Annotated in this window: 25 protein-coding genes; 2 read left to right on the top strand and 23 right to left on the bottom strand. The window is 62.3% G+C overall.

Features of this window, described 5'->3' with window-relative positions:
- Positions 1-158: 158 nt before the first annotated feature.
- Positions 159-458, top strand: coding sequence for a chaperone modulator CbpM (locus tag J3P82_RS23005; protein ID WP_434558815.1), 300 nt, complete (start codon positions 159-161; stop codon positions 456-458).
- 122 nt (positions 459-580) lie between these two features.
- Positions 581-5,614, top strand: coding sequence for an NEL-type E3 ubiquitin ligase domain-containing protein (locus J3P82_RS23000; RefSeq protein ID WP_434558814.1), 5,034 nt, complete (start codon positions 581-583; stop codon positions 5,612-5,614).
- 116 nt (positions 5,615-5,730) lie between these two features.
- Here the strand turns inward: J3P82_RS23000 and ureC are convergent, their stop codons facing one another.
- From ureC to cbiE, 23 genes are all read right to left on the bottom strand, one after another.
- On the bottom strand, positions 5,731-7,431 hold the full coding sequence (gene ureC, locus J3P82_RS22995; protein WP_434558813.1) for an urease subunit alpha: 1,701 nt from the start codon (positions 7,429-7,431) through the stop codon (positions 5,731-5,733).
- 126 nt (positions 7,432-7,557) lie between these two features.
- Positions 7,558-7,863: an urease subunit beta gene (locus J3P82_RS22990; RefSeq protein WP_434558812.1), complete on the bottom strand. Its 306-nt coding sequence runs from the start codon at positions 7,861-7,863 to the stop codon at positions 7,558-7,560.
- Positions 7,860-8,393 carry a GNAT family N-acetyltransferase gene (locus J3P82_RS22985; protein WP_434558811.1) on the bottom strand — a complete coding sequence of 178 codons (534 nt, stop codon included), beginning with the start codon at positions 8,391-8,393 and terminating at the stop codon, positions 7,860-7,862. Before J3P82_RS22985 ends, J3P82_RS22990 begins: the two co-directional genes overlap by 4 nt.
- A gap of 5 nt (positions 8,394-8,398) precedes the next feature.
- Positions 8,399-8,932 (bottom strand): GNAT family N-acetyltransferase, encoded by a 534-nt coding sequence (locus J3P82_RS22980; RefSeq protein ID WP_434558810.1) that lies wholly within the window; start codon positions 8,930-8,932, stop codon positions 8,399-8,401.
- A gap of 9 nt (positions 8,933-8,941) precedes the next feature.
- Positions 8,942-9,244 carry an urease subunit gamma gene (locus J3P82_RS22975; protein WP_434558809.1) on the bottom strand — a complete coding sequence of 101 codons (303 nt, stop codon included), beginning with the start codon at positions 9,242-9,244 and terminating at the stop codon, positions 8,942-8,944.
- Between the two features lie 64 nt (positions 9,245-9,308).
- Positions 9,309-10,151, bottom strand: a complete 843-nt coding sequence (locus tag J3P82_RS22970; RefSeq protein ID WP_434558808.1) for an urease accessory protein UreD — start codon at positions 10,149-10,151, stop codon at positions 9,309-9,311.
- Positions 10,152-10,181: 30 nt separating this feature from the next.
- Positions 10,182-10,880, bottom strand: coding sequence for an urea ABC transporter ATP-binding subunit UrtE (urtE, locus tag J3P82_RS22965; RefSeq protein ID WP_434558807.1), 699 nt, complete (start codon positions 10,878-10,880; stop codon positions 10,182-10,184).
- Between the two features lie 116 nt (positions 10,881-10,996).
- Positions 10,997-11,857, bottom strand: coding sequence for an urea ABC transporter ATP-binding protein UrtD (gene urtD / locus J3P82_RS22960; RefSeq protein WP_434558806.1), 861 nt, complete (start codon positions 11,855-11,857; stop codon positions 10,997-10,999).
- A complete protein-coding gene (gene urtC, locus J3P82_RS22955; RefSeq protein WP_434558805.1) occupies positions 11,854-12,933 on the bottom strand; it encodes an urea ABC transporter permease subunit UrtC in 1,080 nt (359 codons plus the stop codon). Before urtC ends, urtD begins: the two co-directional genes overlap by 4 nt.
- Positions 12,933-14,435: an urea ABC transporter permease subunit UrtB gene (gene urtB / locus J3P82_RS22950; RefSeq protein ID WP_434558804.1), complete on the bottom strand. Its 1,503-nt coding sequence runs from the start codon at positions 14,433-14,435 to the stop codon at positions 12,933-12,935. Before urtB ends, urtC begins: the two co-directional genes overlap by 1 nt.
- Positions 14,436-14,504: 69 nt before the next feature.
- Positions 14,505-15,770, bottom strand: coding sequence for an urea ABC transporter substrate-binding protein (gene urtA, locus J3P82_RS22945; protein WP_434558803.1), 1,266 nt, complete (start codon positions 15,768-15,770; stop codon positions 14,505-14,507).
- A 254-nt stretch (positions 15,771-16,024) separates the two neighbouring features.
- Positions 16,025-17,035 carry a FecCD family ABC transporter permease gene (locus J3P82_RS22940; RefSeq protein ID WP_434558802.1) on the bottom strand — a complete coding sequence of 337 codons (1,011 nt, stop codon included), beginning with the start codon at positions 17,033-17,035 and terminating at the stop codon, positions 16,025-16,027.
- Positions 17,032-17,979, bottom strand: coding sequence for an ABC transporter substrate-binding protein (locus J3P82_RS22935; RefSeq protein ID WP_434558801.1), 948 nt, complete (start codon positions 17,977-17,979; stop codon positions 17,032-17,034). The genes J3P82_RS22940 and J3P82_RS22935 overlap by 4 nt, the downstream gene beginning before the upstream one ends.
- Entirely contained in the window at positions 17,976-18,764 is a 789-nt protein-coding gene (locus J3P82_RS22930; RefSeq protein ID WP_434558800.1) for an ABC transporter ATP-binding protein, read from the bottom strand. The genes J3P82_RS22935 and J3P82_RS22930 overlap by 4 nt, the downstream gene beginning before the upstream one ends.
- 103 nt (positions 18,765-18,867) lie before the next feature.
- Positions 18,868-20,247 (bottom strand): PepSY-associated TM helix domain-containing protein, encoded by a 1,380-nt coding sequence (locus J3P82_RS22925; RefSeq protein ID WP_434558799.1) that lies wholly within the window; start codon positions 20,245-20,247, stop codon positions 18,868-18,870.
- A 185-nt stretch (positions 20,248-20,432) separates the two neighbouring features.
- The gene (locus J3P82_RS22920; protein ID WP_434558798.1) at positions 20,433-20,885 is read right to left on the bottom strand and encodes a DUF2946 domain-containing protein; all 453 of its coding nucleotides are present in this window, start codon (positions 20,883-20,885) and stop codon (positions 20,433-20,435) included.
- Positions 20,886-20,897: 12 nt separating this feature from the next.
- Complete coding sequence (locus J3P82_RS22915) at positions 20,898-21,377, bottom strand: copper chaperone PCu(A)C (RefSeq protein ID WP_434558797.1); 480 nt, start codon at positions 21,375-21,377, stop codon at positions 20,898-20,900.
- 46 nt (positions 21,378-21,423) lie between these two features.
- The gene (locus J3P82_RS22910; RefSeq protein WP_434558796.1) at positions 21,424-21,822 is read right to left on the bottom strand and encodes a DUF2946 domain-containing protein; all 399 of its coding nucleotides are present in this window, start codon (positions 21,820-21,822) and stop codon (positions 21,424-21,426) included.
- A gap of 169 nt (positions 21,823-21,991) precedes the next feature.
- A complete protein-coding gene (locus tag J3P82_RS22905) occupies positions 21,992-22,282 on the bottom strand; it encodes an addiction module antidote protein (RefSeq protein ID WP_024617344.1) in 291 nt (96 codons plus the stop codon).
- A gap of 3 nt (positions 22,283-22,285) precedes the next feature.
- Positions 22,286-22,588 (bottom strand): type II toxin-antitoxin system RelE/ParE family toxin, encoded by a 303-nt coding sequence (locus J3P82_RS22900; protein ID WP_434558795.1) that lies wholly within the window; start codon positions 22,586-22,588, stop codon positions 22,286-22,288.
- Between the two features lie 192 nt (positions 22,589-22,780).
- Positions 22,781-23,509, bottom strand: coding sequence for a cobalt-precorrin-6A reductase (locus tag J3P82_RS22895; protein WP_434563939.1), 729 nt, complete (start codon positions 23,507-23,509; stop codon positions 22,781-22,783).
- A gap of 11 nt (positions 23,510-23,520) precedes the next feature.
- On the bottom strand, positions 23,521-24,618 hold the full coding sequence (locus J3P82_RS22890; protein WP_434558794.1) for a cobalt-precorrin-5B (C(1))-methyltransferase: 1,098 nt from the start codon (positions 24,616-24,618) through the stop codon (positions 23,521-23,523).
- The gene (gene cbiE, locus J3P82_RS22885) at positions 24,611-25,822 is read right to left on the bottom strand and encodes a precorrin-6y C5,15-methyltransferase (decarboxylating) subunit CbiE (RefSeq protein ID WP_434558793.1); all 1,212 of its coding nucleotides are present in this window, start codon (positions 25,820-25,822) and stop codon (positions 24,611-24,613) included. The genes J3P82_RS22890 and cbiE overlap by 8 nt, the downstream gene beginning before the upstream one ends.
- Positions 25,823-25,959 lie beyond the last annotated feature (137 nt).

Here is a 25,959-nt window from a genome sequence, read left to right as displayed (position 1 = left end):
AGCAGCCCCAAAACATTCGACACGGAGCGCCAGTAAAAACCGGTTGGCAGATTTTTACGACTGCTGCGCAGCCGAGCGGGAGCAAGCTCCCTCGCCACAGTCAGACTTGCCACAATCCTGGCTAGACTCGACAGTTAAAGCATTGGGAGAAGCAGATCATGAACAACCCGATCATTGAACTGAACCTGGTGGAATTCTGCGAAGCCGCCGCCCTGGCCGATGTCCATGTGATCGAAATCGTCGAGCATGGCATCCTCGAACCCCACGGCGCGGCTCCGACGGATTGGCGTTTTACCGATTACGAACTGACCCTGGCCAAGCGTGCCGCGAAGCTGCGGCAAGACCTGGACCTGGAATGGGAAGGCGTCGCCCTGGCGCTGGACCTGCTGGAAGAAGTCCAGCAATTGCGCGCCGAGAACCGTCGGCTGCGCCAGCAACTGGGTCGCTGGGTGGGCTGACAGCGCTGCCCACCGCATCGGGCCTGGACAGGCAAAAACCTGAAAAAGCGATAAATAGATACCGCACTCATCGCTGACGCAGGGAATAGGCTCGGGTTTTCCATCGTCAAGGATGACCCGATATGCCAGGCTTCACCCCCCGTCTCGCCATTCCCCAGGGCGAGTATTTCGACCTGCTCAAATCCCGTATTCCCGGTTGGTACAGCGGTGCCATCGTGCAACGCCAGCAGGAGCTGAGCGACCATGCGCTCGAGAAATTGCCTGATTGGTACGTGAAGGCCGACCACGAAACCAGAACCCGCCTCAAGAACAATCATTCCCGCTACCGCGAAATCCTGAACCAGATCGACGATGTGTTGGGCGATATCCAGGATATCCGGGCCTTTGCCGAGCCGTTGCTCAGCCAGGCGATCAAGAAAGCATTCAAACGTACGCTGGACGTCAACCAGGTCTATTTCGTCCGCAAGTACGAGCGTAGCAGCCGGGGGGATCTGCTTGGCGCGTTTGTAGTGGAAAACGCTGGCAGTCATGTTGATCGCTACGAGTACCACGGTTCGTCGCTGTTGGAAGCCGCGCTGGCCAATTTCGAGCCTGACGAAACGCTCAAGTCCGACTGTGACGATTGCAGCCTGATCACCACCGAACGTCCATTTTATGATGGCGAGGTTGTTCCCACCGCGAACGCCTTTCGCGCCGGGGCGCTGCCGATCGCACCTGAAGCGTTTGCCCAGCTGTGCCGCACATTGGACCTGGGGCGCCAGTATCAAGAACACATCGACGCCATCGTCCAACCCGCCGACAGCGAAGCTCGTAGCCGGTTGGACCGTCAACTGCGTGATCATCATAAACAGCAATTGGCGCTTTGCACCGAGGTGGCCCGGGCCAAGGGCGACATCAGTCCGGCCGCCTACCAAATGCTGCGGCATATGGTCGGCGACCAGTCTGCGATCAAGCTCGATGGGCGAGCGGTGACGTTCACCTCGCTGAAAGTGTTCGGTAGCACGCTGGTCGGTCCTCTGCTGATCGGTCCCGACCGCCAGAATAGTAGTCGGGTGGAGAGGGTCTTAGCCTACCTGCCGGGCGATCCCGAGCACCCGCTCAAGGAATACACCTCCAGTGGCGAATTCATGGCCGAGCTGCGGCGATGCCTGCACGGGATCGATTACCGACGCTTCTTCAGTCGATTCGTGCCGGTGCGCCAACAGGGGGAGTTCTTCAAGCAGTTCAATCACCTCTATCAACCCTCCGGGCAGGAGGATGATGAGGTCGATTACCCACTCAAGGCGAAACTGCCGGCGCTGCCGATGGACGACGTGGCCATCATGGGCTCATTGTGGGAAACGCTGCGTCTGGCGCAGATCCAGAAAATTCGGATGGACGCCCGCGCGGTGGCGATCCCGACCGGGGAAGAAGACCGGAATGCGCGGCTGGCGCGGCTGGCCAGCTACCTGAGTGCGGTCGTCGACGTGTTCAACCTGGCCGCCTTCGTGGTGCCAGGACTTGGGCCACTGATGCTGGCGATAGGCGCGGTGCAGATGTTGAACGAGGCGTTCGAAAGCATCGAAGCGTTCGAGCGGGGCGAGACCCGGGAAATGTGGGCGCATTTTTCCAGCGTGGCCCTCAACACGGCCTTCGTTGCCACGGGCGCGGCAGTGCTGCCGCATATCCAATGGTCGAGCACGGTCAGTCAGCTGGAACCGGTCCGGTTGGCCAATGGCGAATCACGTTTGTGGCGCCCCAGCCTGAGCCCCTACGCGAGCGATCTGCGGCCACAGGCGACCTCGGTTCCCGATGCACAAGGCCTGCACCGGGTCGGTGGCCGCGACTTGGTGGCGCTGGACGGGCGTTATTACGAGGCGCAGGAGAATCCGGCAACCCGTCGTTTTCGCATTCGCCACCCATCCAGGCCCGATGCCTATCAACCCGAACTCACGCACAACGGCAGCGGCGCGTGGAGCCATGAACTGGAACGGCCACGGGCTTGGGACGGCGCGACGCTGATGCGTTGCTTGGGACATGGCGTCAAGGATTTCAGCGACGCCGAGCTTGAGCAAATCCGCATTGCCAGCGGCACCTCCGAGGACGCGCTGCGACAGCTGCACGCTGAAGGCCAGCCGCCGTCGGCATGGCTGGCCGACACCATCAAGCGCTTCAACATCGCCCGTCGAGTGGACCAGTTCATTGCCCACCTGCAAAGCGAAGACCCGCTGCACTTCGAACAAGCCGATCCGATGACCCAGCTGCACCTGCTCACCGGCTACGGCCCGTGGCCAGACGGATTGAAACTCAAGGTGATCGATCGTTCAGGCAAGGCCCTTTGGGAGTATCCGGGTTCGGTCAATGGGGCGGCCGTTCGAGAGGTCATCATCGCCGACACGAAAGTCCACACCTCGTCGTTTCCCAAGAACCTGATCGAGGCCGTGGACGCGACTGGCAGCGATCTGCTGGCCGATACGAGCCCGGCCATTGCCAAGACGAACATGGCGGCCCGTATCCAGCAGTTCAGGAAAAAACTCGCCGAAGTGGCGGTGCGTGAAAAGGCCCAGCTGTTCAACGATCATTACGCCAAGGACGATATTTCCAGCGACCCGCGGGTGACGCTGATCAAATCCCGCTTTCCCTCGGTGCCGGCGGCGGCCATCGATCTGATCGTGAGCCATGCCAGCGCCGAGGAACTCCAGCAGATGGCCAAGTGGCGCCTGAGCGATGCGACCCAGACCAAACCCATTGCGCTACGCATCGCCGAAGAGCTGCGCCATTTCCAGCGAACGGTGCGTCTGAACCGGGCCTATGAGGGCTTGTATCACGAGACCCTGGCTACGGCGGATACGCCTCGCCTGGTGCTGGCGACCCTCAAGACCCTGCCGGGTTGGAGCGACACGGTGCGTATCGAACTGCGCAGTGACAGTTCGGTAGGTGCCCTCATTGACAGCATCGGACCGCAGGCCTCGACGCAGCCCAAGATCGTGGTCAAGCGTGAAGGGCTCTACAAGTCCTACGACAATGTTGGTAACGATCTGAGTCGTTGGGGCGATGTCTACACTGCCTTGCAGCATGCCCTGCCGGATGCCGAGCGCCTGGCCATGGGGCGGCCGTCGGTCCATCAGGCCGGTCTTCTGAAGCAGGCTGTCGGTTCCGCTCCCCTGGCGCGGGAATCGCTGGCGCAAGTACTGAAAATGCCGCCGATCAAGCCGTTCTTCCAGTCGCCCATGCACCTGTCATCGGGTCGGTACGGCTACCCGATGAGCGGCTGGCGGGAACGACTGGGGCTTGGCCCTTCGCCGGAACGTCGGGTCCTGGATCTGTATCCGGATTACACGAGAAGAGAGATCCAGACGTTGTTGCGGTCATTGGGTGATGGTGCGGTAGCGGAGCTTCAACGTCGCAAGCTCGAGTTCGATACGCTGCGTCACGACCTGGACCGCTGGGTCGCTTCCAATGTCATGCGCGCCGTGGATGACGATCATATCGAGGTGGTGCCCTCCGGTGTGAAGCGCGCGGTGGCTGAGCAGATCAAGCGGTGTTGGAGGCGCCAGACGCGGGTCGTTACGACGGTGGATGGCGACCGGGTTGGATACATGCTCGATGTGAGTCGGCACAATGTCGGGGCGTTGCCTGAACTGTCGGCCGACTTCAGCCATGTAGCCTCGCTGGAAATGAGCGACATGAGACTGTCGCAACAAGCCTGCAACAGTTTCCTGACCCGCTTCCCTGCTCTTCGTTGGTTGAGCTTGTCGCGCAATAGGTTCACCGACCTGCCACAGGCGCTGGAGACGATGAAGGGCGTGAGCAGACTCTATTTGAAATCGAACCAGATCAGCCTGACACCTCGAAGTATCGAGATTCTGCGCGGGCTTACGAAAATGAAGATCCTCAACCTGGATCGCAACCCGCTGGGCCGTCTGCCGGATTTCAGCGCCATGCCCGACCTGCGGGCGCTGGGGCTCAAGGAAACCGGGATCGACACCTGGCCCGTCGGCCTGGATGAGCAGCCACTGGAAATCCTCGATTTACGCGACAATCAGTTGACCGACGTACCTGACCGTTTGATCGAGCCTCCAACGGCGGATGCCCAGGTCGTGGCACGCCTCAACAGCGTCACTTTTCTTCAGGGCAATCCGTTGAGCGCGGCGGCGGTGCAACGCCTGAATGACTACTGGACGAATCTCTGGCAGACGCATCCCGAATGGGCCGCGTTGCGCAGGCCCATGGCGTTTGGTGCTTCTGGGGAGGCTTCACTTTCCGCTGTCGAGCAATGGTCGCGCAATTTGCCCGCCGAACAGTTGGAAGCGAAGAGGGCGTTATGGCAAAGCCTGAAAGGCGAACCGCAATCCGGTGAATTTTTTGAGCTGTTGAATCGATTGGTCGAGTCCTATCAGGGCCAGGAAAACTATCCAGACCTGCAAGCTCGAGTCTGGCAGATGCTGGAGGCGATGAGTGCCTCGACGGATTTGCGCCGTGAATTATTCGACCTGGCCGGCGCGCCGGCCTGCGAGGATCGCGCTTCGTTGTCGTTCAGTTACCTGGAAATCAAGTTGATGATCCACAACGCCAGGAGCCAGACGGTTGGGGCGGATGAGAGCGCCACGCTGATCCGGCTCGCCAAGGGCCTGTTTCGTCTCGACGAAGTGGAGCGCATTGCACTGCAGGATATTCAAGGGCGCCGCGATGCGATCAATGCCAAAGCCTGGCTCCCGGCCAGGGAAAAAGCCCGTCTGATCCAGAAGATAGAGGAAGTCGAGGTCCGCCTGGCCTACCGTGTCGGCCTGAAGGAACGACTGGAACTGCCAGGGCAACCCACGGACGGACGTTTTGTCCACATGGCCCAGGTCACGAGCACCATGCTCGACGCAGCGGCGGCCAAGGTCCTGGCCTTGGACGATTCCCCTCAACAATTGCAGTCGATCGTGGGGCGCGATTTCTGGATCGACTATTTGAGGCAGCAGAATGCGGCGACCTTCCAGGCACTGGACGACACCCTGATCCACAGCCAGATCGAACTGGACGAGGCAAGAGCCGCCGGCACCCTGGAGGAATCGGACTACGTGAGCCAATCCGATGCGCTGGGCTTGCAGCATAAGGTCAAGGAAGCGGAACTGATCCAGTCGCTGACGCAAAAAGAACTGGATGCGCCGGTGGAGAGTACCGATCTGTAAGCTGGGCCAGCCCGGTCATTTCAGGAAGTAATAAAACCCTGTGGCGAGGGACTTATTTGTGGCGAGGGGATTTATCCCCTCGCCACAGAAGCACCTTCGCCACAAAATTGTGTTGTTCAAAACAGAAAATACCGCTGCGCCATCGGCAACACATCTGCCGGTTCACACCACAGCAACACGCCGTCGGCCTTGACCTGATAAGTCTGCGGGTCGACGTCGATGCTCGGCTGGTAGTCGTTGTGGATCAGGTCGGTTTTCTGCACGTCGCGGCAACCCTTGACCACGGCGATCCGCTTCTTCAATCCCAATTGCTCCGGCAGCCCCGCCTCGGCAGCCGCCTGGCTGATGAAGGTCAGGCTGGTGGCATGCCGCGAGCCGCCAAAGCTGGCGAACATCGGTCGGTAGTGCACCGGTTGCGGCGTCGGGATCGAGGCGTTGGCGTCGCCCATCAGGCTGGCGGCAATCGCCCCGCCCTTGAGGATCAACGTCGGCTTGACGCCAAAAAACGCCGGGCGCCACAGCACCAGGTCAGCCCATTTGCCCACTTCGATGGAACCCACTTCATGGCTGATGCCATGGGTGATCGCCGGGTTGATGGTGTACTTGGCGATGTAGCGTTTGATGCGGAAATTGTCGTTGTCGGCGCCATCACCGGGCAGGGCGCCGCGCTGCTTTTTCATCTTGTCGGCGGTCTGCCAGGTGCGCGTGATGACCTCGCCGACACGGCCCATGGCCTGGCTGTCGGAGCTGATCATCGAGAACGCGCCCAGATCATGGAGGATGTCTTCGGCAGCGATGGTCTCGCGGCGGATGCGGCTTTCGGCGAAGGCCACGTCTTCGGCGATGCTCGGGTCCAGGTGATGACAGACCATCAACATGTCGAGGTGCTCATCGATGGTGTTGCGGGTGAACGGCCGGGTCGGGTTGGTGGAGCTGGGCAGCACATTGGGGAAACCGCAGGCCTTGATGATGTCCGGCGCATGGCCGCCACCGGCGCCTTCGGTGTGGTAGGTGTGGATGGTGCGACCCTTGAACGCGGCCAGGGTGGTTTCGACGAAGCCCGACTCGTTGAGGGTGTCGGTGTGGATCGCCACCTGCACGTCGTATTGATCGGCGACGCTCAGGCAGTTGTCGATGGCCGCCGGCGTGGTGCCCCAGTCTTCGTGCAACTTCAGGCCGATGGCGCCGGCCTTGACCTGCTCGATCAACGGCTCCGGCAGGCTGGCGTTGCCCTTGCCGGTGAAGCCGATGTTCATCGGGAAGGCATCGGCGGCCTGGAGCATACGCGCCAGGTGCCACGGCCCGGAGGTGCAGGTGGTGGCGTTGGTTCCGGTGGCGGGGCCCGTGCCGCCGCCGATCATGGTGGTGACGCCGCTCATCAGCGCTTCTTCGATCTGCTGCGGGCAGATGAAGTGGATGTGGGTGTCGATGCCACCCGCCGTGAGGATCATGCCTTCGCCGGCGATCACTTCGGTGCTGGCGCCGATGGCGATGGTCACATCGGGCTGGATGTCCGGGTTGCCGGCCTTGCCGATGGCGGCGATACGACCGTCCTTGAGGCCGACATCGGCCTTGACGATGCCCCAGTGGTCGATGATCAGCGCGTTGGTGATCAGCGTGTCGACGACTTCGGCGGCCAGCAACTGGCTCTGGCCCATGCCGTCGCGAATCACCTTGCCGCCGCCGAATTTCACTTCTTCGCCGTAGGTGGTGAAGTCCTTTTCCACTTCGATCCACAACTCGGTATCGGCCAGGCGGACCTTGTCGCCGACGGTGGGGCCGAACATGTCGGCGTAGGCCTGACGACTGATTTTCATTTCCTCGGTCCTCGGAACTGAGCCGCAAGCTTCAAGCTGCAAGCCTCAAGTAAAAACAAAATTGTGGGAGCGCCGCGAAGTGCTTTTTCTTGCAGCTTGCAGCTAGAAACTTGCAGCTGAAGTCATTCACAAGCTGCCCATGACTCGCCCGGCGAACCCATAAACCCGCCGCAACCCGGCCAGTTCGACAAGCTCGACTTCCCGGCTCTGGCCCGGTTCGAAGCGCACCGCCGTGCCGGCCGGGATGTTCAGGCGCATGCCTCGGCTGGCGGCGCGGTCGAAGGCCAGGGCGTCGTTGGTTTCGAAAAAGTGATAGTGCGAGCCGACCTGGATCGGCCGATCACCGCTGTTGGCGACTTTCAGCGTAAGGGTCCGGCGGCCGACGTTGAGCTCGATGTCGCCGGGTGCTATCTGGTACTGACCTGGGATCATTGCGGTTGCCCCAAAATTTTGTAGTAGATGGCGGTAGGGGTGTAGGTCCCGTCTGGGCTCTGGCAGTAGTCGGGCAGTTCACCGACGCGGGTGTAGCCCATGGCGCGGTAGAACGACTCGGCCTCGGAGCCGGCCTCGGTGTCGAGGTACAGCAGGCCACGTTTGTACTGGCGGGCACCGAGCTCCAAGGCGTTCATCAATTGCTGGCCCAGGCCTCGGCGACGGGCGTCGCCACGTACCAGCAGCTTTTGCACTTCGGCGCGGTTCAGGCCGTTGGGTTTCTGGCACAGGGCGAGCTGGACGCTGGCCTGCACCTGCTCGTCCTTGACCACCACCCAGAGCAGCAGATCGCCCTGGTCGAGGCTGGCCTGGACCTCGTCGAAATAGGCGCGGGCCTGGTCGGCATCGAGGTCGGCCATGAACCCCACACTGGCGCCATAGCCCACGGCGTCGAGCAGCAGATCAATCAAGCCCTGGCGGTAATGCGCGAAGCTTTCAGCGTGGACTCGTCGCAACTGGGCGGCGTTCATCGGTATCACTCCTTGTCGATGGCGGGCGGTGGCGCCCCGGGATTGAGGACCAACTGCATGAAGGTCAGGTCCAGCCAGCGACCGAACTTGGTGCCCACCTGGGGCATCTGCCCGGTGATGGCAAAACCGGCTCGCTCATGCAGGCGAATCGACGCCGCGTTGCCGCTCTCGATGGCGGCGACCATGACGTGTTTGCCGCCAGCCCTGGCGCGCTCGATCAGCGCACTCATCAGCAGCGGGCCGAGGCCATTGCCACGTTGATCGCGGCAGACGTACACCGAATGCTCCACGGTGTGGCGGAAACCGTCGAACGGCCGCCAGTCGCCGAATGAAGCATAGCCGAGCACATTGTCCTCGGCGTCGACGGCCACCAGCACCGGATAGCCCTGGGCTTGCCGGGCGCTGAACCAGGCCTGGCGATTGCCCAGGTCGACGGCCTGTTCGTTCCAGATCGCCGTGGTGTTGAGGACCGCATCGTTGTAGATGTCACGGATCGCCGGCAGGTCGGCAGTGCGGGCGTCACGAGTGTGATAAGTCATGCCGCGGCCTCAGGCGATGGGTTGGTGGACGGTGACCAGTTTGGTGCCGTCGGGAAACGTCGCCTCGACCTGGATCTCCGGGATCATTTCCGGGATGCCTTCCATGACCTGTTCGCGACTCAGCAGCTTAGTGCCGTAGTGCATCAGTTCGGCCACGGTCTGGCCGTCACGGGCACCTTCGAGCAGCGCGGCGGAGATGTAGGCCATGGCTTCCGGATAGTTGAGCTTCAGGCCACGAGCCAGGCGCCGCTCGGCGACGAGGCCGGCGGTGAAGATCAGCAGCTTGTCTTTTTCGCGTGGGGTCAGGTCCATGTGCAATCCAGTAAGGGCAGATAAAGTTTTTGCGGTAAATACATTCCACTGTGGGAAAGCAGATTCACGTGCTCCAGATTCTTGGCGGCATGGCCTCTCTTCCCAACAGCGCCGGCCTGAGCAAACGCCACAATTGAATCAACCATCCCCGCGCGAGTAACGCCTCGCTCGCCAGGCAACGTGCCACGAGCAGGCCGGGTAATTGCGTCAGGTCGCCGCGCACGGCATGGCCCAGGGATCGGCATTGCCCCAGCAGTTCGCCGTCGATCTCGCCGGTCACCAGCAACGTGGCGAACACCGGGTCGCCACCCAGCCCGATGGGCGAGTCGAGCAAGCCGTCGTCGCCGACGATGCGCTGGCGCTCGTGCCACAACAACTGGCCGTCGCGGCGGATATCCAGGCGCGATTGAAAGTGCCCGAGATCGAAGCGCTCGTGACTGGCCGGCCGGCCGAGGGCAACCATGTCCCAGTAGAACAACCGGGCGTCACCCTGCAGGTCGATGTCGGTGCTGAGTTCCGCCTGGGCCGCGCTGAACACGATGGTTTCCTGGGGCAGCCATTCCAGGGTTGCGCCGGGCGCTACGCTCAGCTTCAGTTGCTGGTACGCCGGGCCGGTGGCGCGGTACCACTTGGCCGCGCCGGGGCTGGTCAGTTGCGCCCAGGCACCGGCGCCGACGTGGGCCGAGATGTCCAGCCGATCGCCGCCGGCAATCCCGCCGGGCGGGTGCACGATGATGTGCTGGCACACCTCGGGCCCTTCGGCATACAAATGCTTTTGCACCCGCAGCGGGCCTTTGTGACGGCGCTGGACCGGGCGTGTGCAGTCGCCGAATCGGGCATAGCCCAGTTCCAGTTCGGCATGCCAGCTGGGGGTGAACAAGGCTGAGGGCGAGACAGGTAGATTCATGATTTCTGATTATTGTCGTGACGCTACAGACTAGATGGTAACCAGTCCGCGCACACCCTCGGCTGCCATATTTTCTCCGCGCCCCTGCTGCACGATCTCGCCCCGGGACATCACCAGGTATTGATCGGCCAGCTCGGCGGCGAAGTCGTAGAACTGCTCCACCAGCAAGATCGCCATGTCGCCACGGGCGGCCAGTTTCTTGATCACCACGCCGATTTCCTTGATCACTGACGGCTGGATGCCTTCGGTGGGCTCGTCGAGAATCAGCAGGCGTGGACGGCTGGCCAGGGCCCGGCCAATGGCGAGCTGCTGTTGCTGGCCACCGGACAAGTCGCCGCCACGGCGTTGCTGCATTTGCAGCAGTACCGGGAACAATTCGTAGATGAACGCCGGCACTTCCTTGGCCTCGGAGCCGGGAAAACGCGAGAGGCCCATCAGCAGGTTTTCTTCCACCGTCAGCCGGCCGAAAATTTCCCGGCCCTGAGGCACGTAGGCAATGCCTGCGTGGACCCGTTGGTGCGGCTTGAACCCAGTGATGGCCTTGCCTTCCCAATTCACCGCGCCTTCCTTGGCCGGCAACAGGCCCATCAGGCACTTGAGCAGGGTGGTCTTGCCCACGCCGTTGCGCCCCAACAGGCAGGTTACCTCGCCGACCTTGGCGTCGAACGACAGGCCCCGCAGGATGTGGCTACCGCCGTAGTACTGGTGAAGGTGTTGGACTTGTAGCATTGGAATTCCTTTTTTAAGCTTCAAGTGGTGAGCTTCAAGCTGCAAGTAAGAGCGGGACGGTGCACGGCTTTGTTTTTAGCTTGCAGCTTGAAGCTTGCGGCTTGGCGCTGGCCGATTCATCGGCCCAAATACACCCCAATCACTCGCTCATCGGCCTGCACCTGTTCCAGCGACCCCTCGGCCAGCACACTGCCTTGGTGCAACACGGTGACATGGTCGGCAATCGCCCCGACAAAACCCATATCGTGCTCCACCACCATCAGCGAATGCTTGCCCGCCAGGGACTTGAACAGCTCGGCGGTAAACTCGGTCTCGGCGTCGGTCATGCCCGCCACCGGTTCGTCGAGCAGCAGCAGTTGCGGGTCTTGCACCAGCAGCATGCCGATCTCCAGGAACTGCTTCTGCCCGTGGGACAAGAGACCGGCGGCGCGATTGACCGAGGTGGTGAGGCCAATAGTATCGAGCACTTCGTTGATACGGTCGTGCTGCTCGCCGTTCAGTTTTGCCCGCAGGCTGGCCCACACCGATTTGTCGGTCTTGAGCGCCAGTTCCAGGTTTTCGAACACGCTCAAGGCTTCGAACACCGTCGGCTTCTGGAACTTGCGGCCGATACCGGCCTGGGCGATTTGCACTTCGCTCATGCTGGTCAGGTCCAGGGTTTCGCCGAACCAGGCCTTGCCGTGGCTGGGCCGGGTCTTGCCGGTGATCACATCCATCAGGGTGGTCTTGCCGGCGCCGTTGGGGCCGATGATGCAGCGCAATTCGCCGACGCCGATGTACAGGTTCAGATCGTTCAGCGCCTTGAAGCCGTCGAAGCTGACGCTGATGTCTTCCAGGGTCAGGATGGTGCCGTGGCGGGTGTTCAGGCCCACGCCGGCCGCCTGGCCGAGGCCGATCGCATCGCGGCTGCTGCCTTGGTCCTTGTTGGGCTCCAGAATGGGTTCGAGCATGAAATCCGCTGTAGGTGTGATTCTCATTCTTCGCCCCTTTTCTTCAGCAGCCCGATCACGCCTTTAGGCAGGTACAGCGTCACAACGATGAACAGGGCCCCAAGGAAAAACAGCCAGTACTCAGGAAACGCTACGGTGAACCAGCTCTTCATGCCATTGACCACACCGGCTCCCAGCAGCGGCCCGATCAACGTGCCGCGCCCGCCGAGGGCCACCCACACCGCGGCTTCGATGGAGTTGGTCGGCGACATTTCGCTGGGGTTGATGATGCCCACCTGCGGCACGTACAACGCGCCGGCCAGGCCGCACAACACCGCGCTCAACACCCAGACGAACAGCTTGAAACCACGGGGATCGTAGCCGCAGAACATCAGGCGGTTTTCGGCGTCGCGCAGGGCGGTCAGTACCCGGCCGAACTTGCTGCGGGCCAGGCGCCAGCCGATGAACAGGCTCGCCACCAGCAGCAACACCGTGGCGAAAAACAACACCGCCCGGGTGCCCGGCTCGGTGATGCCAAAGCCCAGGATCGAACGGAAATTGGTGAAGCCGTTGTTGCCGCCGAACCCGGTTTCGTTGCGGAAAAACAGCAGCATCCCGGCGAACGTCAGCGCCTGGGTCATGATCGAGAAATACACGCCCTTGATCCGCGAGCGGAAGGCGAAGAAGCCGAACACCAGCGCGAGCAAACCCGGCGCCAGCACCACCAGGCACAGCGCCCAGAGGAAACTGTCGGTGCCGGCCCAGTACCAGGGCAGTTCAGTCCACGACAAGAAAGTCATGAACGCCGGCAAGCCATCGCCCGCAGCCTGGCGCATCAGGTACATGCCCATGGCGTAGCCGCCCAGGGCGAAGAACAGGCCGTGGCCCAGGGAGAGCAAACCGGCGTAGCCCCAGACCAGGTCCAGCGCCAGGGCGACGATGGCGTAGCAGAGAATCTTGCCCACCAGGGTCAAGGTGTAGGCCGAGACGTGCAGCGGATTGTCCGCCGCCAACAGCGACAGCAACGGCAGGCTCAACAGCACGGCCAGAATCACCGCACCGAGGATGAGCGTAACTTTGGGGCCGGCCTTTTGCGTGGCCGTGAGCATCAGGGGCTGGTTCATCAGTCGATTACCCGTCCTTTGAGCGCGAAGAGGCCTTGCGGACGCTTCTGGATGAACAGAATGATCAGCGCGAGGATCAGGATCTTGCCGAGCACGGCGCCGATCTGCGGTTCGAGGATCTTGTTGGCGATGCCCAGGCCGAACGCGGCGAACACACTGCCGGCGAGTTGGCCGACGCCGCCGAGCACCACCACCAGGAACGAGTCGATGATGTAGCTCTGGCCCAGGTCCGGGCCGACGTTGCCGATCTGGCTCAGGGCCACGCCGCCAAGCCCGGCGATGCCCGAGCCGAGGCCGAAGGCGAGCATGTCCACGCGCCCGGTCGGCACGCCGCAGCAGGCGGCCATGTTGCGGTTCTGGGTCACGGCGCGCACGTTCAGGCCCAGGCGTGTCTTGTTCAGCAACAGCCAGGTCAGCACCACCACGAACAGCGCGAAGGCGATGATCACGATGCGGTTGTACGGCAGCACCAGATTCGGCAACACCTGGATCCCGCCCGACAGCCAGGCCGGGTTGGCGACTTCGACGTTCTGCGCGCCGAACACCAGGCGCACCAGTTGGATCAGCATCAGGCTGATGCCCCACGTGGCGAGCAGGGTTTCCAGCGGGCGTCCGTAGAGGTGGCGAAGCACCGTGCGTTCCAGGGCCATGCCGATGGCCGCAGTGATGAAGAACGCCACCGGCAGGGCGATCAACGGGTAGAACTCGATGGCGTTCGAGGCGAAGCGCTGGAACAGCATCTGCACCACATACGTGGAATACGCGCCGAGCATGAGCATTTCGCCGTGGGCCATGTTGATCACCCCCAGCAGGCCGAAGGTGATCGCCAGGCCGAGGGCGGCGAGCAGCAGGATCGAGCCCAGGGACATGCCGCTGAAGGCTTGGCCCAACAGTTCGCCGATCAGCAGTTTGCGCTTGACCTGGCCGAGGCTGGTTTCAGCCGCGGTGCGCACGGCGGCATCGGTTTCGACGCCCGGTTCTAGCAAACCTTCGAGGCGGGTGCGGGCCAGCGGATCGCCGGTTTCCCCCAGCAGCCGGACGGCGGCCAGGCGCACGGACGGGTTGGTATCCACCAGTTGCAGGTTGGCCAGGGCCAGGCTCAGGGCGGCGTGTACGTCTTCGTCCTGCTCGCCGGCCAGTTGCCGGTCGAGGAAGGCCAGTTGCGCCGGGCGGGCGCTTTTTTGCAGTTGCTGCGCGGCGACCATGCGTACGCCGGCATCGACGGCGAGCAGCTGGTGGCTGGCGAGGGCGGTTTCGATCAGCCCACGCAAGCGGTTGTTCAGGCGCAGGGTTTTGGGTTGGCCGTCGACGGTCAACTGGCCTTGCTGCAAAGCGTTGATCAGCTCGACACGCGCCGGGTCAGGCTGCGCCGCCCAGGCCTCCAGGAGCTTGGCCTGCTGGGTTGGATTGGCGGCGACGAAGTCTTCGGCGTCGCCTGCGTGGGCCGCCAATGGCAACAGCAATGCCAGGGCGAGGATGAGGCGGTAAAGGGCGGTGGGCATATGCTAGGCCTTGCGTATTTGATCGCTCCCACACAGAACGTGGGAACGATCAGCCGGTGTGGAGAAGCCTCAGTTGCTCTTCACCGCATAGTCAGGCTTCTTGTCGTTGCCGGAGATGAACGGGCTCCATGGCTGGGCGCGGATCGGCCCTTCGGTCTGCCAGACCACATTGAACTGACCGTCGGCCTGGATCTCGCCGATCATCACCGGCTTGTGCAGGTGATGGTTGGTCTTGTCCATGGTCAGGGTGTAGCCCGACGGCGCGGCGAAGGTCTGGCCGGCCAGGGCTTCGCGGACTTTATCGACATCGGTGGACTTGGCTTTTTCCACCGCTTGGGCCCACATGTGGATACCGACGTAGGTGGCTTCCATCGGGTCGTTGGTCACGGCTTTGTCGGCGCCCGGCAGGTTCTTGGCCTTGGCGTAGGCTTTCCAGGCGTCGACGAATTTCTTGTTCGCCGGGTTATCCACCGACTCGAAGTAGTTCCACGCCGCCAGGTTGCCCACCAGTGGCTTGGTGTCGATGCCGCGCAGTTCCTCTTCGCCCACCGAGAACGCCACGACTGGCACGTCGGTGGCCTTCAGGCCCTGGTTCGCCAGTTCTTTATAGAACGGCACGTTGGAGTCGCCGTTGACCGTGGAGATGACGGCAGTCTTGCCGCCGGCCGAGAACTTCTTGATGTTCGCCACGATGGTCTGGTAATCGCTGTGGCCGAACGGGGTGTAGACCTCTTCGATGTCCTTGTCCGCCACGCCTTTGGAGTGCAGGAACGAACGCAGGATCTTGTTGGTGGTGCGCGGGTAGACGTAGTCGGTGCCGAGCAGGAAGTAACGCTTGGCGCTGCCGCCTTCTTCGCTCATCAGGTATTCCACCGCCGGAATCGCCTGCTGGTTCGGCGCGGCGCCGGTGTAGAACACGTTCGGCGACATCTCTTCACCTTCGTATTGCACCGGGTAGAACAGCAAGCCATTGAGTTCTTCGAACACCGGCAACACCGATTTTCGCGACACCGACGTCCAGCAGCCGAACACTACGGCGACCTCGTCCTGGGTCAGCAACTGGCGGCCCTTTTCAGCGAATAGCGGCCAGTTCGATGCCGGGTCCACGACCACCGCTTCAAGCTTCTTGCCATTCACTCCACCCTTGGCGTTGATCTCATCGATGGTCATCAGCGCCATGTCCTTGAGGGACGTCTCGGAGATCGCCATGGTGCCGGACAGCGAATGCAGGATGCCGACCTTGATGGTCTCGGCGGCCTGGACGGACCAGGCCATGCCCATCGCGGCAATGCTTGCCGAGAGTGTAAAAGCCTTGATCAAGCTACGACGCTTCATGGTGCGATCTCCGTGGTCTTGGTGTTTTTCTGGATGGCAGATGCAGACGCTGAAGGCGCTTTTGCAAGGGGTGTGCCCGGTTGGGGAAAGGCTTGGAAATGCGGGGTCGACGCTGGACCGATGTGAGGCGATGCACCATGAGCGAACGCAATGTGGGGCTTGGTGCGAGGAGGCGCGCCACATTGGGGCGTGCGCGAAGAGCCTGGATACCTTGCTTGTGAACACCCACCTGTGGCGAGGGAGTCAGTCTGCTTTTATCGTCGGCGCATCAAGCCGATGAAAAACAGTCCACCAATAGCTGCGGTAGCGACTCCAATCGGCAAGTCCTCCGGCGCGATCAGCGTGCGGGCCGCCACGTCCACCCACACCAGGAACAGGCTGCCGAGCAATACGCAGGCTGGCAGCAGCCGACGATGCTCGGCGCCCACCAGGCGTCGTGCGATGTGCGGGACCATCAGCCCGACGAAACCAATCGAGCCGCTGATGGAGACCAGTACGCCGGTCATCAAGGACGCGATCAGGAAGATCCACAACCGCACCTTCGCCGCGTTCAGCCCCAGGGTCACGGCGGTCTGCTCGCCCGCCATCAGCGCGTTCAACGGGCGGGCCATGCCCAGCAGCAACACCAGTCCCAGCACCACGCTGGCGGCCGGCACGGCCAGCAGTTCCCAGCGCGCCAGGCCCAAGCCGCCGAGCATCCAGAACATCACCGCCGAACTGGCGCGATGATCACCGAGGAACAACAGCAGGTTGGCCGCCGCCATCATCACAAACGACACCGCGACGCCGCACAGCAGCAGGCGATCACTTTCCAGGCGACCCTGGCGAGCGGCGATGGCCAACACCAGCAACATGCTCAGCAATGCACCGATGAAGGCGGCGAGGGGCAAGGTGAGCAGGCCAATGATTTCGCCGACATGCAGCACCACGATGACCGCACCCAGGGTCGCGCCGGACGTCACGCCGAGAAGATGCGGATCGGCGAGCGGATTGCGCGTGACCGCTTGCAGCACCGCACCGATCAACGCCAGCCCCGCACCCACCAGGGCGCCAAGCAGCAGGCGCGGTACGCGGATCAGCCAGACGATGTGCTCCTGCCCCGGCGTCCAATAGACGTCGCCCACGCCGAAAACCTTGTTCAACAGGACGTCCCAGACCACGCCCACCGGCACCCGCGCCGGCCCGAAGCCCAGGGACACCACGCACGACACGAGCAGCATCACGCCGAGCAAGATCAACAGCGCGCCATAGCGACGAGTGTTCATTGGCGGTGCAAACCCTTCGCCAGGGTTTGCACCGCCAGCACGTTATCGATGCCCGGCGTGGCCTGTACATAGGGGATCACGATGAAGCGCCGATGCTTGATCGCATCCACCGATTGCAGTGCCGGATTATCCAAAAGGAACTGCTGCTTCTGCTCGGCGGTGGTTTCGCCATAGTCGACGATCACGATTACCTCGGGGTTGCGCTCCACCACGTTCTCCCAGTTGACCCGGGTCCAACTGGTTTCCACGTCGTCGAGGATGTTGCGCCCGCCCGCTGCGTCGATCAGCGCCTGGGGCATGCCCAGTCGCCCGGATGTCATCGCTCGATCCTCGCCGCTGTCGTAGAGGAATACCCGAGGACGTTCGGACGGCAGGTGCTGGCGGACTTCGGCCACCTGGGCCTGCATCGTCGCGATCAGCCCATCGGCGCGATCCTGCACGTCGAAGATCTTGCCGAGGTTGCGCAGGTCGTTGTAGGTGTCCTCCAGCGTGGCCGCCGGGCGCTTCATCACGAACGCGCAGGACTCGGTCAGTTCGTAGACATTGATGCCCAGCGGCTGCAGAGTTTGCGGCGTCAGGTCGCCGCCCACCCGCATGCCGTAGTCCCAACCGGCAAAGAAAAAATCGACGTCGGCATTGAGCAAGGTTTCCACCGAGGGATACTTGGCGGCCAGTTCCGGCAGGCCATCGAGGATCTTCGCCATGTCCGACGTCACCGATTTCCAGCCACTGATACCGCTGTAGCCGACCATGCGTGGCTTGAGGCCCAGGGCGAGCATCATCTGGGTCATGTTGATGTCATGGCTGACGGCGTGCCGGGGCGCCTCGTGGAACACCACTTGGCGGTTGCAACTCTGGATCGTCAACGGGTAGCGAGTGGCCTCGGCCAACGCATGGGCGCTGCCGGGCAACAGCGCAAGGAGCAGCAGGAAGCGCAAGGTCATGGTTGGGTTATCCAAGTGATTCGTGGGCAGCCGGCCAGCGGATGTTCGTCCACCAGCGCTTCAACGCCGAACACCTCACGCAGCAGTGCGGGGGTCAGGACATCCTTGGGCGTGCCGCTGGCGACGATCCGTCCGTGTTCGATCACATACAGGCGATCACAGAACGCGGCGGCCAGGTTCAGGTCGTGGATGCTGGCGAGGGTGCCGATACCCAGGCGTTTGATCAATTGCAGCAGTTGCAGTTGGTAACGTGGGTCGAGGTGATTGGTCGGTTCATCCAGAATCAACAACTGCGGTTGTTGGGCCAGTGCCCGGGCGAGGATTACCCGCTGTTTTTCTCCGCCTGACAGCGTCGAGAATGCGTGATCGCCAAAGCCATCGAGTCCCGCTGATTGCAAAGCCTGGAGCACCAGGCGCCGGTCTTCATGATTGTCGCCGTCGAACAGGCCCTTGTGGGGCGTGCGGCCCATGGCGACAACTTCTTCCACCGTCAGGCCAAAGGCGTCGGGAAACTCCTGCAACACCACGGCGATGCGTTGGGCGCACCAGCGCGAGGACTGTTTCCAGAGATTGTGATGCTCGAGTTTGATCTCCCCATGTTCCGGCCGGCTGAAGCGATAGGCGCAGCGCAACAGGCTGGTCTTGCCGCTACCGTTGGGCCCGATCAACCCGACAAACTCTCCGGCTGCCACCTGCAACGTGGCGTCGCGCAGCTGGAACTGGTGATGGCAGTGGCCATGGCCCAAGGGCGTCCAGGCGAGATGGGAGAGGGTCAGCGAGGTCATGCTTGCACACAGGATTGGGTTTGGAACATATCGGGCTGTGTTCATCGTTGGAAAGCGGCGCGATTGTAGAGGCATCTCGCCGCTTTCCGTTAATGCACGCTCTTCAGCTTGACGATGAGGCCGTCTCAGGCTGGCGATTGAGTCGCGTGACCAGGCGATCCAGCAACCACACCGCTACCAGTGAAGCTCCCACCAGCGGGAACACCAGCGCCAGAGCCAGCATGATGAACACGCCGCTCTTCCACGTCGGCAAGTCGTGCCGCAACGGCGGCACGCCGAACTTGCCTTGCGGCCGGCGCTTCCACCAGATCACCAGGCCGCTCACGGCGCTGAGCAGGATCATCAGGCAGATCAACAGCACGATGATCTGGTTCACCGGGCCGAACATCTTGCCTTCATGCAGCATCACTCCGGTTTCGGTGGCGCGGGCCACGAGGTTGTAGTGCTCCCAGCGCACATCGGCCAGGACCTTGCCGGTGTATTGGTCCACATGCAGGGTCGCGTCATTGCGCGGGTCGTCGGCGAACACGGCGACGGTGAACACGCCGCTGGCGGTCGTTGGGAACGTGATGCTGTAGCCGGGCTCGACGCTGCGCTCGGCGGCGATGTCCTGCACCGCTTGCAGGTTGACGGTCGGGGCAGCGGGGCCTTCGTGCATGCCGCCATGGGCCATGTGTTCGGCATGGTCGCCGGACATCGGCATCGGCGTGTTTTCCATGGCCCAGGGTACGGTCTGGCGGTGGGCGTGGTTGAGGCTGCCGGCCTCCACGTCAGACTTCGGTACGTCGTTCCACATCGCTGCCGGGAAGCGGTTCCAGAGGTCGGCGTATTGCTTGCCCCAGAAGCCGGTCCAGGTCATGCCGCTGAGCAGCATCACCAGCAAGAACGCCGAGCCCCAGAACCCGATTACGACGTGCAGGTCACGCCAGAACACCCGGCCGCGAGCGTTCCAGCGCGGCCACAGCACGCCGGCCGACGATTGCCCGCGCGGCCACCACAGGTACAGCCCGGAAACCAGCAATACCACGCCCCATCCGGCGGCCATTTCCACCAGCCGGTCACCGACGGTGCCGATCATCAATTCGCCGTGGATCGCCCGCGCCATGGCTTGCAGGTTGTCTTTGGCGTCCTGCTCGCCGAGGACATCGCCGTGGTACGGGTCGATGAATACGTTCAATTCCCGGCCCTTGTCGATCACCACGAATTGCGCGCTGCGTTCGGCATTGATCGGCGGCAGGTACTGTGTGACCTGGCCGTCTGGATAGGCCTGGCGAACCTGCTTGAGCAGATCGTCCGCCGCCAAGGTGTGATGGCCGGCCGGCACGTTCAGCAGATCGCCGTACATCAGGGGGTCGAGCTGTGGCTTGAACAGGTAAATGATGCCGGTCAGGGCCAGCATCACCATAAACGGTGCGACGAACAGACCGGCATAGAAATGCCAGCGCCAGGCCAGGTTATAAAAATTCGGTTTCGGTTGGCTCATTGCAAAAGCGCTCCGCAGGGCAAATTGGGTTGTCATGTTGTGCGGTTGCCGGGCAACCGATAGCAGGTGAGCCTTCAGTGGACACAGGGTCAGGTGTCAGGTCTTGCCTGCGTTGTCAGAAAACTCATCTCCGGGCTCAGGGCAATCGTGGGCTGTCCTTTGCGACCGGGTGAGTAGATGCGGGCTTACGCTTCGAGGGGCGGTGCGCGGGTACGGGCGCCCGGAAAGAACGCCGGTCGGGCATGGCCCAGGCGCGGGGAAGGGCTGGTGTAGCTGTGGGTAGGCGGCGAGTCGAAGACGGCGAACGTATGGCCGCCAGGCAGCGCGGGGCAGTTGAACAGCAGGCTGCAATAACCGCATTTTTCCCACAACGCATGGTGATCGCTCTGGGGTGGGCAATGCTCGGCTGCCGGCACTTCGTGCGCTGTCATATCCATGCCCATGTCCATGCCCATGTCCATGTCCATGTCCATGTCCATCGACATGATCATGGACATGCGTTGACCCATCGGCATCGACTGGGAAATCAGCGGACCGATAAAAATCATCAGCATGGCGAACAGGCTGATCCAGCTGCCGCGGGTCAGGCTCGTCGGCTGACGGCGGTGCGTGGACAGGCTGGCGCGAGGAGATTGCATGGGCGGCTACGTCTACTGGGCGTGCATGTGCGTCTTGGCGCCGTCAGGGGCTTTTTTCTGCACCTTGACGTCGACCTTGATATCCCCGGCCTTTTCGAAATGCAGGGTCATGGGGAAACGTTTGCCGTCGCTAAGCAGGCTGCGGTCCTTCAGGTCCAGGAGCATCACGTGATAGGCCATTGGCGCAAAGGTGACGGTTGCACCGGGGGCGATATCGACGGCGGGCACCTGCTGCATTTTCATCAGGTCGTTTTGCATCACATGCTCGTGGAATTCGGCCTGGCCGGCGATGGGCGAGTCGACGCTGAACAGTTTGTCCGCGCTCGTGCCGCTGTTGTGAATCACGAAATATGCGGCCACGGTCGGCGCGTTGGGCGGCAATTCCTGGGACCACGGGTGGGCGATCTCAAGCTCGCCGGCCTTGTACTGGTGAGCGTGGGCGAAGCCGACGGGAAGCAGCAAGGCAGCCAGCAGGATAAGTCTGTTCAACATGGCAATTCTCCGGAACGATTCAGGGCGCAATTTTATGCGGGAAGAATCAGGCCAGAGGCGAGGCGCGGGGATTTAGGCTGGGCCATTGTTGGCGCGGGGTGGGGCTGTCCAGTTTCGAGCGGATTGCGCTGCGATGGGCCAGCTGTGCATCCAGATACAACAGTGGCGCATGCCCGGTGAGCGCCATCAGCGGCGCCGGACCCGAGCAGCACCAGCAATGCTGCATTGTCGAATGATTGTCTTTCTGTGGCGTGTCCTGTTCGAACGTGCCCAGGGACACCGCCAGCATCTTCGTGCCGCTGGATGAGCAGAAACTGCCCCATAGCAGTTGCTCGGCTGGCGAATTGGCCTTCGCCGCCCCACTGCTGGAAAGCGGCATGGCAAGCATGTTGAACAGCACTGCGAAGCAGGCGATCCAGGCAAATGCAAGCCGTTGTCGGGACATGGGGCAATCCGCTCGGTTGGGCGATCAGGTGGCGGTATTTAGCCTGATCGGGGTTGAGAAGTAAAAAAGCCACGTGCGGTGTAGGGTCGCAGGGTTGGTGTTAACAGTAGCAATGGATTTTCGGGTTGGTTAACTGACATACGATCATTCCGAGGGAGGCTATCGCTTGTCAAATGGCCGTCGCATGTAACCTCAGGCCCAAAGCTTTCATGACCTTCATGATGGTCGTGAACTCTGGATTGCCTGTACTTCCCAGTGCTTTATAAAGACTCTCTCGGCCCAAGCCTGCATCACGGGCAATCTGCGTCATGCCTTTTGCCCTGGCAATATCGTTAAGGGCTGCTCGAACCAATACGCCGTCACCCGCGTCTTCTTCGAAACAGGCATCCAAATAAGCAGCCATTTCCTCAGGTGTTTTGAGGTAGGTCGCTGCGTCGAAACGTGTGAATTCCTCGGTCATGATTCACTCCTCTTGACCCATGGTTAGCGCCATTTGTTTAGCGCGCGTGATATCCCGTTTCTGGGTTGATTTGTCGCCTCCGACAAGCAGTAAATAAAATACGGAGCCTCGACGGGAGAAATACACTCTGTAGCCCGGACCTGAGTGAATACGCATCTCATACACTGTGTTGCCGACCGGCTCGCAATCCCCAAAATTTCCATGCTCTGCAGATCGAAGCCTGGCAATGATGCGAGCTTTCCCAGCAATGTCCTTCAACCCGTTAAGCCAGCTTGAAAATACTCGGGACTGTTCAAATTCGATCATTCGGATCGTATTCCTTGGGATACATATTGGCAAGCAGCACTTTCCTCGGCACGAGACGGGTCGCTCATGCTTAATGACTGCCAGGTGCTGCCGTGGGTATTAAGGAACGGAACTATAGAATTGAACGTCTTGGACGAAACAGCCGGCTCTGTCTTGAAAATTTGTCGGAAATGTCGCGCGAATGTGCTGAATTCAGAACCCGTTTGGTACGGATAAAGCGTCCAGCACTTCATTGACCATTCCAAACTCCCGATCCACCCCCGGCAACACCGGCCGCTTCAACAGCACCACCGGCACCCTTCGCTCCCGCGCCACCTCCAGCTTCGGTTCAGTAGCCGTGCTGCCGCTGTTCTTGCTGACCAGCACATCGATCCGCCGTCGTTCAAACAGTTCTCGCTCGCCCTCGATGTGAAACGGCCCACGGGCCCCAATCACTTCGCAACGTTCATTGCCGGAGTAAACGTCCAGGGCGCGCAGGGTCCAGAATTGCTCCGGCGGGATTTCATGCAGGTGTTGCAGCGGCTCGCGTCCAAGGGTGAACAGGGGACGGTGGAAGGGTTGCAGGGCCTGGATCAGTTCGGCCCAGTCAGCCACTTCGCGCCAGTCATCGCCGGCCCGGGGTTGCCAGGCCGGGCGGCGCAGGGCCCAGCAGGGGATGGCGCAGATGCGGGCCGCGTGGGCGGCGTTGTGGCTGATCTGGGCGGCGTAGGGGTGGGTGGCGTCCAGCAGCAACTCGATGCCCTCGGCGCGGATGAATTGGGCCAGCCCTTCAGCGCCGCCGTAGCCGCCGACGCGCACCTGGCAGGTCAGGTCGGTGGGGATGCGACCGATGCCTGCCAGGCTGTAGATATGCTGTGGCCCGAGCGTGCGGGCGATGGCCAGGGCTTCGGTGACACCGCCGAGCAGCAGGATGCGTTTGATTTCAAGGCTCCTCATGACAAGGCACCGGCATGGCCGACAATCCCGCCCTGGCGGTCGATGGCGAAGACCTCGACCTGAACCTGGGCCGGCACCACACTACGCGCGAAGGCCAGCGCGTGCTCGCACACCGCATCGCCGAGGGCAATGTCGGCGGCGCTGGCCATCGCCAGGGCTTGCTGGCTGGTGTTGGCTTGCCGGATGCCTTGCTGCAACGCTTCATCGGCACCGATGGCCGCCGCCCATTCGGCCAGTTGCGGCAGGTCGATGCTTGAATGGCGGCTGTGCAGATCCATGTGGCCGGCGGCGAGTTTGCTGATCTTGCCAAAGCCGCCGCAGAGGCTGAGCTTCTCCACCGGCACCTTGCGCACATGTTTGAGCACCGCGCCGACGAAATCGCCCATTTCAATCAGGGCGATTTCCGGCAGGTTGTAGACCCGGCGCATGGTGTCTTCGCTGGCGTTGCCGGTGCAGGCGGCGATGTGCAGGTGGCCGTTGGTTTTCGCCACGTCGATGCCTTGGTGGATCGAGGCAATGTAGGCCGCGCAGGAAAACGGCCGGACGATGCCGCTGGTGCCGAGGATCGACAGGCCGCCGAGGATGCCCAGGCGCGGATTCATGGTTTTCAGCGCCAGGGCTTCGCCGCCCTCGACATTGACCGTGACTTCGAAACCACCCGCATAACCGCGCTCTTCGGCCAAACGGCCCAAATGATCGCGGATCATCTGGCGTGGCACCGGGTTGATCGCCGGCTCACCGACGCCCAGCACCAACCCTGGTCGCGTCACTGTGCCGACACCGCGACCGGCGACGAAATGCACACCGGGCTCGACGATCAAACGTACCTGGGAAAAAAGCAGGGCACCGTGGGTCACGTCCGGGTCATCGCCGGCGTCCTTGATCGTCCCGGCTTCGGCGCCCTGTTCGGTCAGCCGGCAGAACTCCAGGCGCATCTGCACCTGCTTGCCCTTGGGCAACACGATTTCCACCGCGTCGGCTTCGGTGCCGCAAAGCAGCAGTCGCGCGGCTGCCAGGCTGGTCGCCGTGGCGCAACTGCCGGTGGTCAGGCCACTGCGCAAGGGCGCGGGTTGTTCGGCGGTTTCGTCACGCATCGAGAGGTTTCGTCAGGTCCAGCAAGGTAATCGGCAAGGCTTGGCGCCACGTATCGAACTCGCCCAATGGCTGGGCCTGGGCGATGTGGATGCGAGTCAGCTCACCGCCGTGGCGTTCGCGCCAATTCATGAGCGTCATCTCGCTTTGCAGCGTTACCGCGTTGGCTACCAACCGCCCGCCGGGCTTGAGCTGGGCCCAGCAGGTGTCAAGCACGCCTTCTCGTGTGACGCCGCCGCCAATGAACACCGCGTCCGGCCGCTCCAGACTCTCCAGCACCTGCGGGGCGCTGCCGCGAACCAGTTGCAGTCCGGGCACGCCGAGGGTGTCGCGGTTGCGTTCGATCAAGCCTTGCCGGCCTTCATCGGCTTCGATGGCCACGGCCCGGCAGCTGGGGTGGCTGCGCATCCATTCGATGCCGATGGAGCCGCTGCCGGCACCAACATCCCAGAGCAGCTCGCCGGGTGTCGGGGCGAGGCGGGCGAGGGTAACGGCGCGCACGTCACGCTTGGTCAACTGACCGTCATGCTCAAACGCGGTGTCCGGCAAACCGGCCAGGCGTGACAAGCGCAAGGTCGAAGGCTCGGCCCGGACCTCAATGGCGATCAGGTTCAGGTCGGCGACGGTGTCATCGGACCATTGCGTCGCAGTGCTTTCGATCCGCCGTTCTGCCGCGCCGCCTAAATGTTCCAGCACCGTCATGGCGCTCGGACCAAACCCTCGCTCGTGCAACAACGTCGCCACGGCGGCAGGGCTGTGGCGGTCGTTGCTCAGCAGCAGCAGCCTGACCCCTGTGGATAAATGCCCGTTGAGCGCTGCCAGCGGACGCGCCACTAGCGACAGCGTGACCACGTCCTGCAATGGCCAGCCCATGCGCGCCGCCGCCAGCGAGCAGGAGGATGGCGCGGGAATGACCAGCATTTGAGCGCAAGGCACGTGTTTCGCCAGGCTGGCGCCCACGCCGTAGAACATCGGATCGCCGCTGGCCAGCACGCACACCGGTTCGCCCTGGAGAGCGAGCAGCGGTTCCAGGGAGAACGGGCTGGGCCACAACTCCCGTTCGCCACGGATACACAGTGGCAACAACTCCAACTGGCGGGCGCTGCCCAGAATCCGCGATGCCCGCAGCAAGGCATGGCGGGCTGTCCGGCCCAGGCCCTTGAAGCCGTCTTCACCGATGCCCACTACGGTCAGCCAGGGGGTCATCTCTGTTCCTCGAATAAATGGGGTTGATCGACTGGCGTATCGCCACCGCGAACTGTGCCGCCATCATACCGCGCCCCGGCGGATCAGGCGTGAACCATCCCTGTGTGTCCACCACCAGCATTGCGACCAGCAAGCTT

Origin of the sequence: Pseudomonas sp. Z4-20 (assembly GCF_051131955.1) — a bacterium.
In the GTDB taxonomy this organism is placed as follows: domain Bacteria; phylum Pseudomonadota; class Gammaproteobacteria; order Pseudomonadales; family Pseudomonadaceae; genus Aquipseudomonas; species Aquipseudomonas marvdashtae.
Note: the sequence above shows the minus strand (reverse complement) of the source record. Positions and strands in the feature narration are given on the sequence as shown.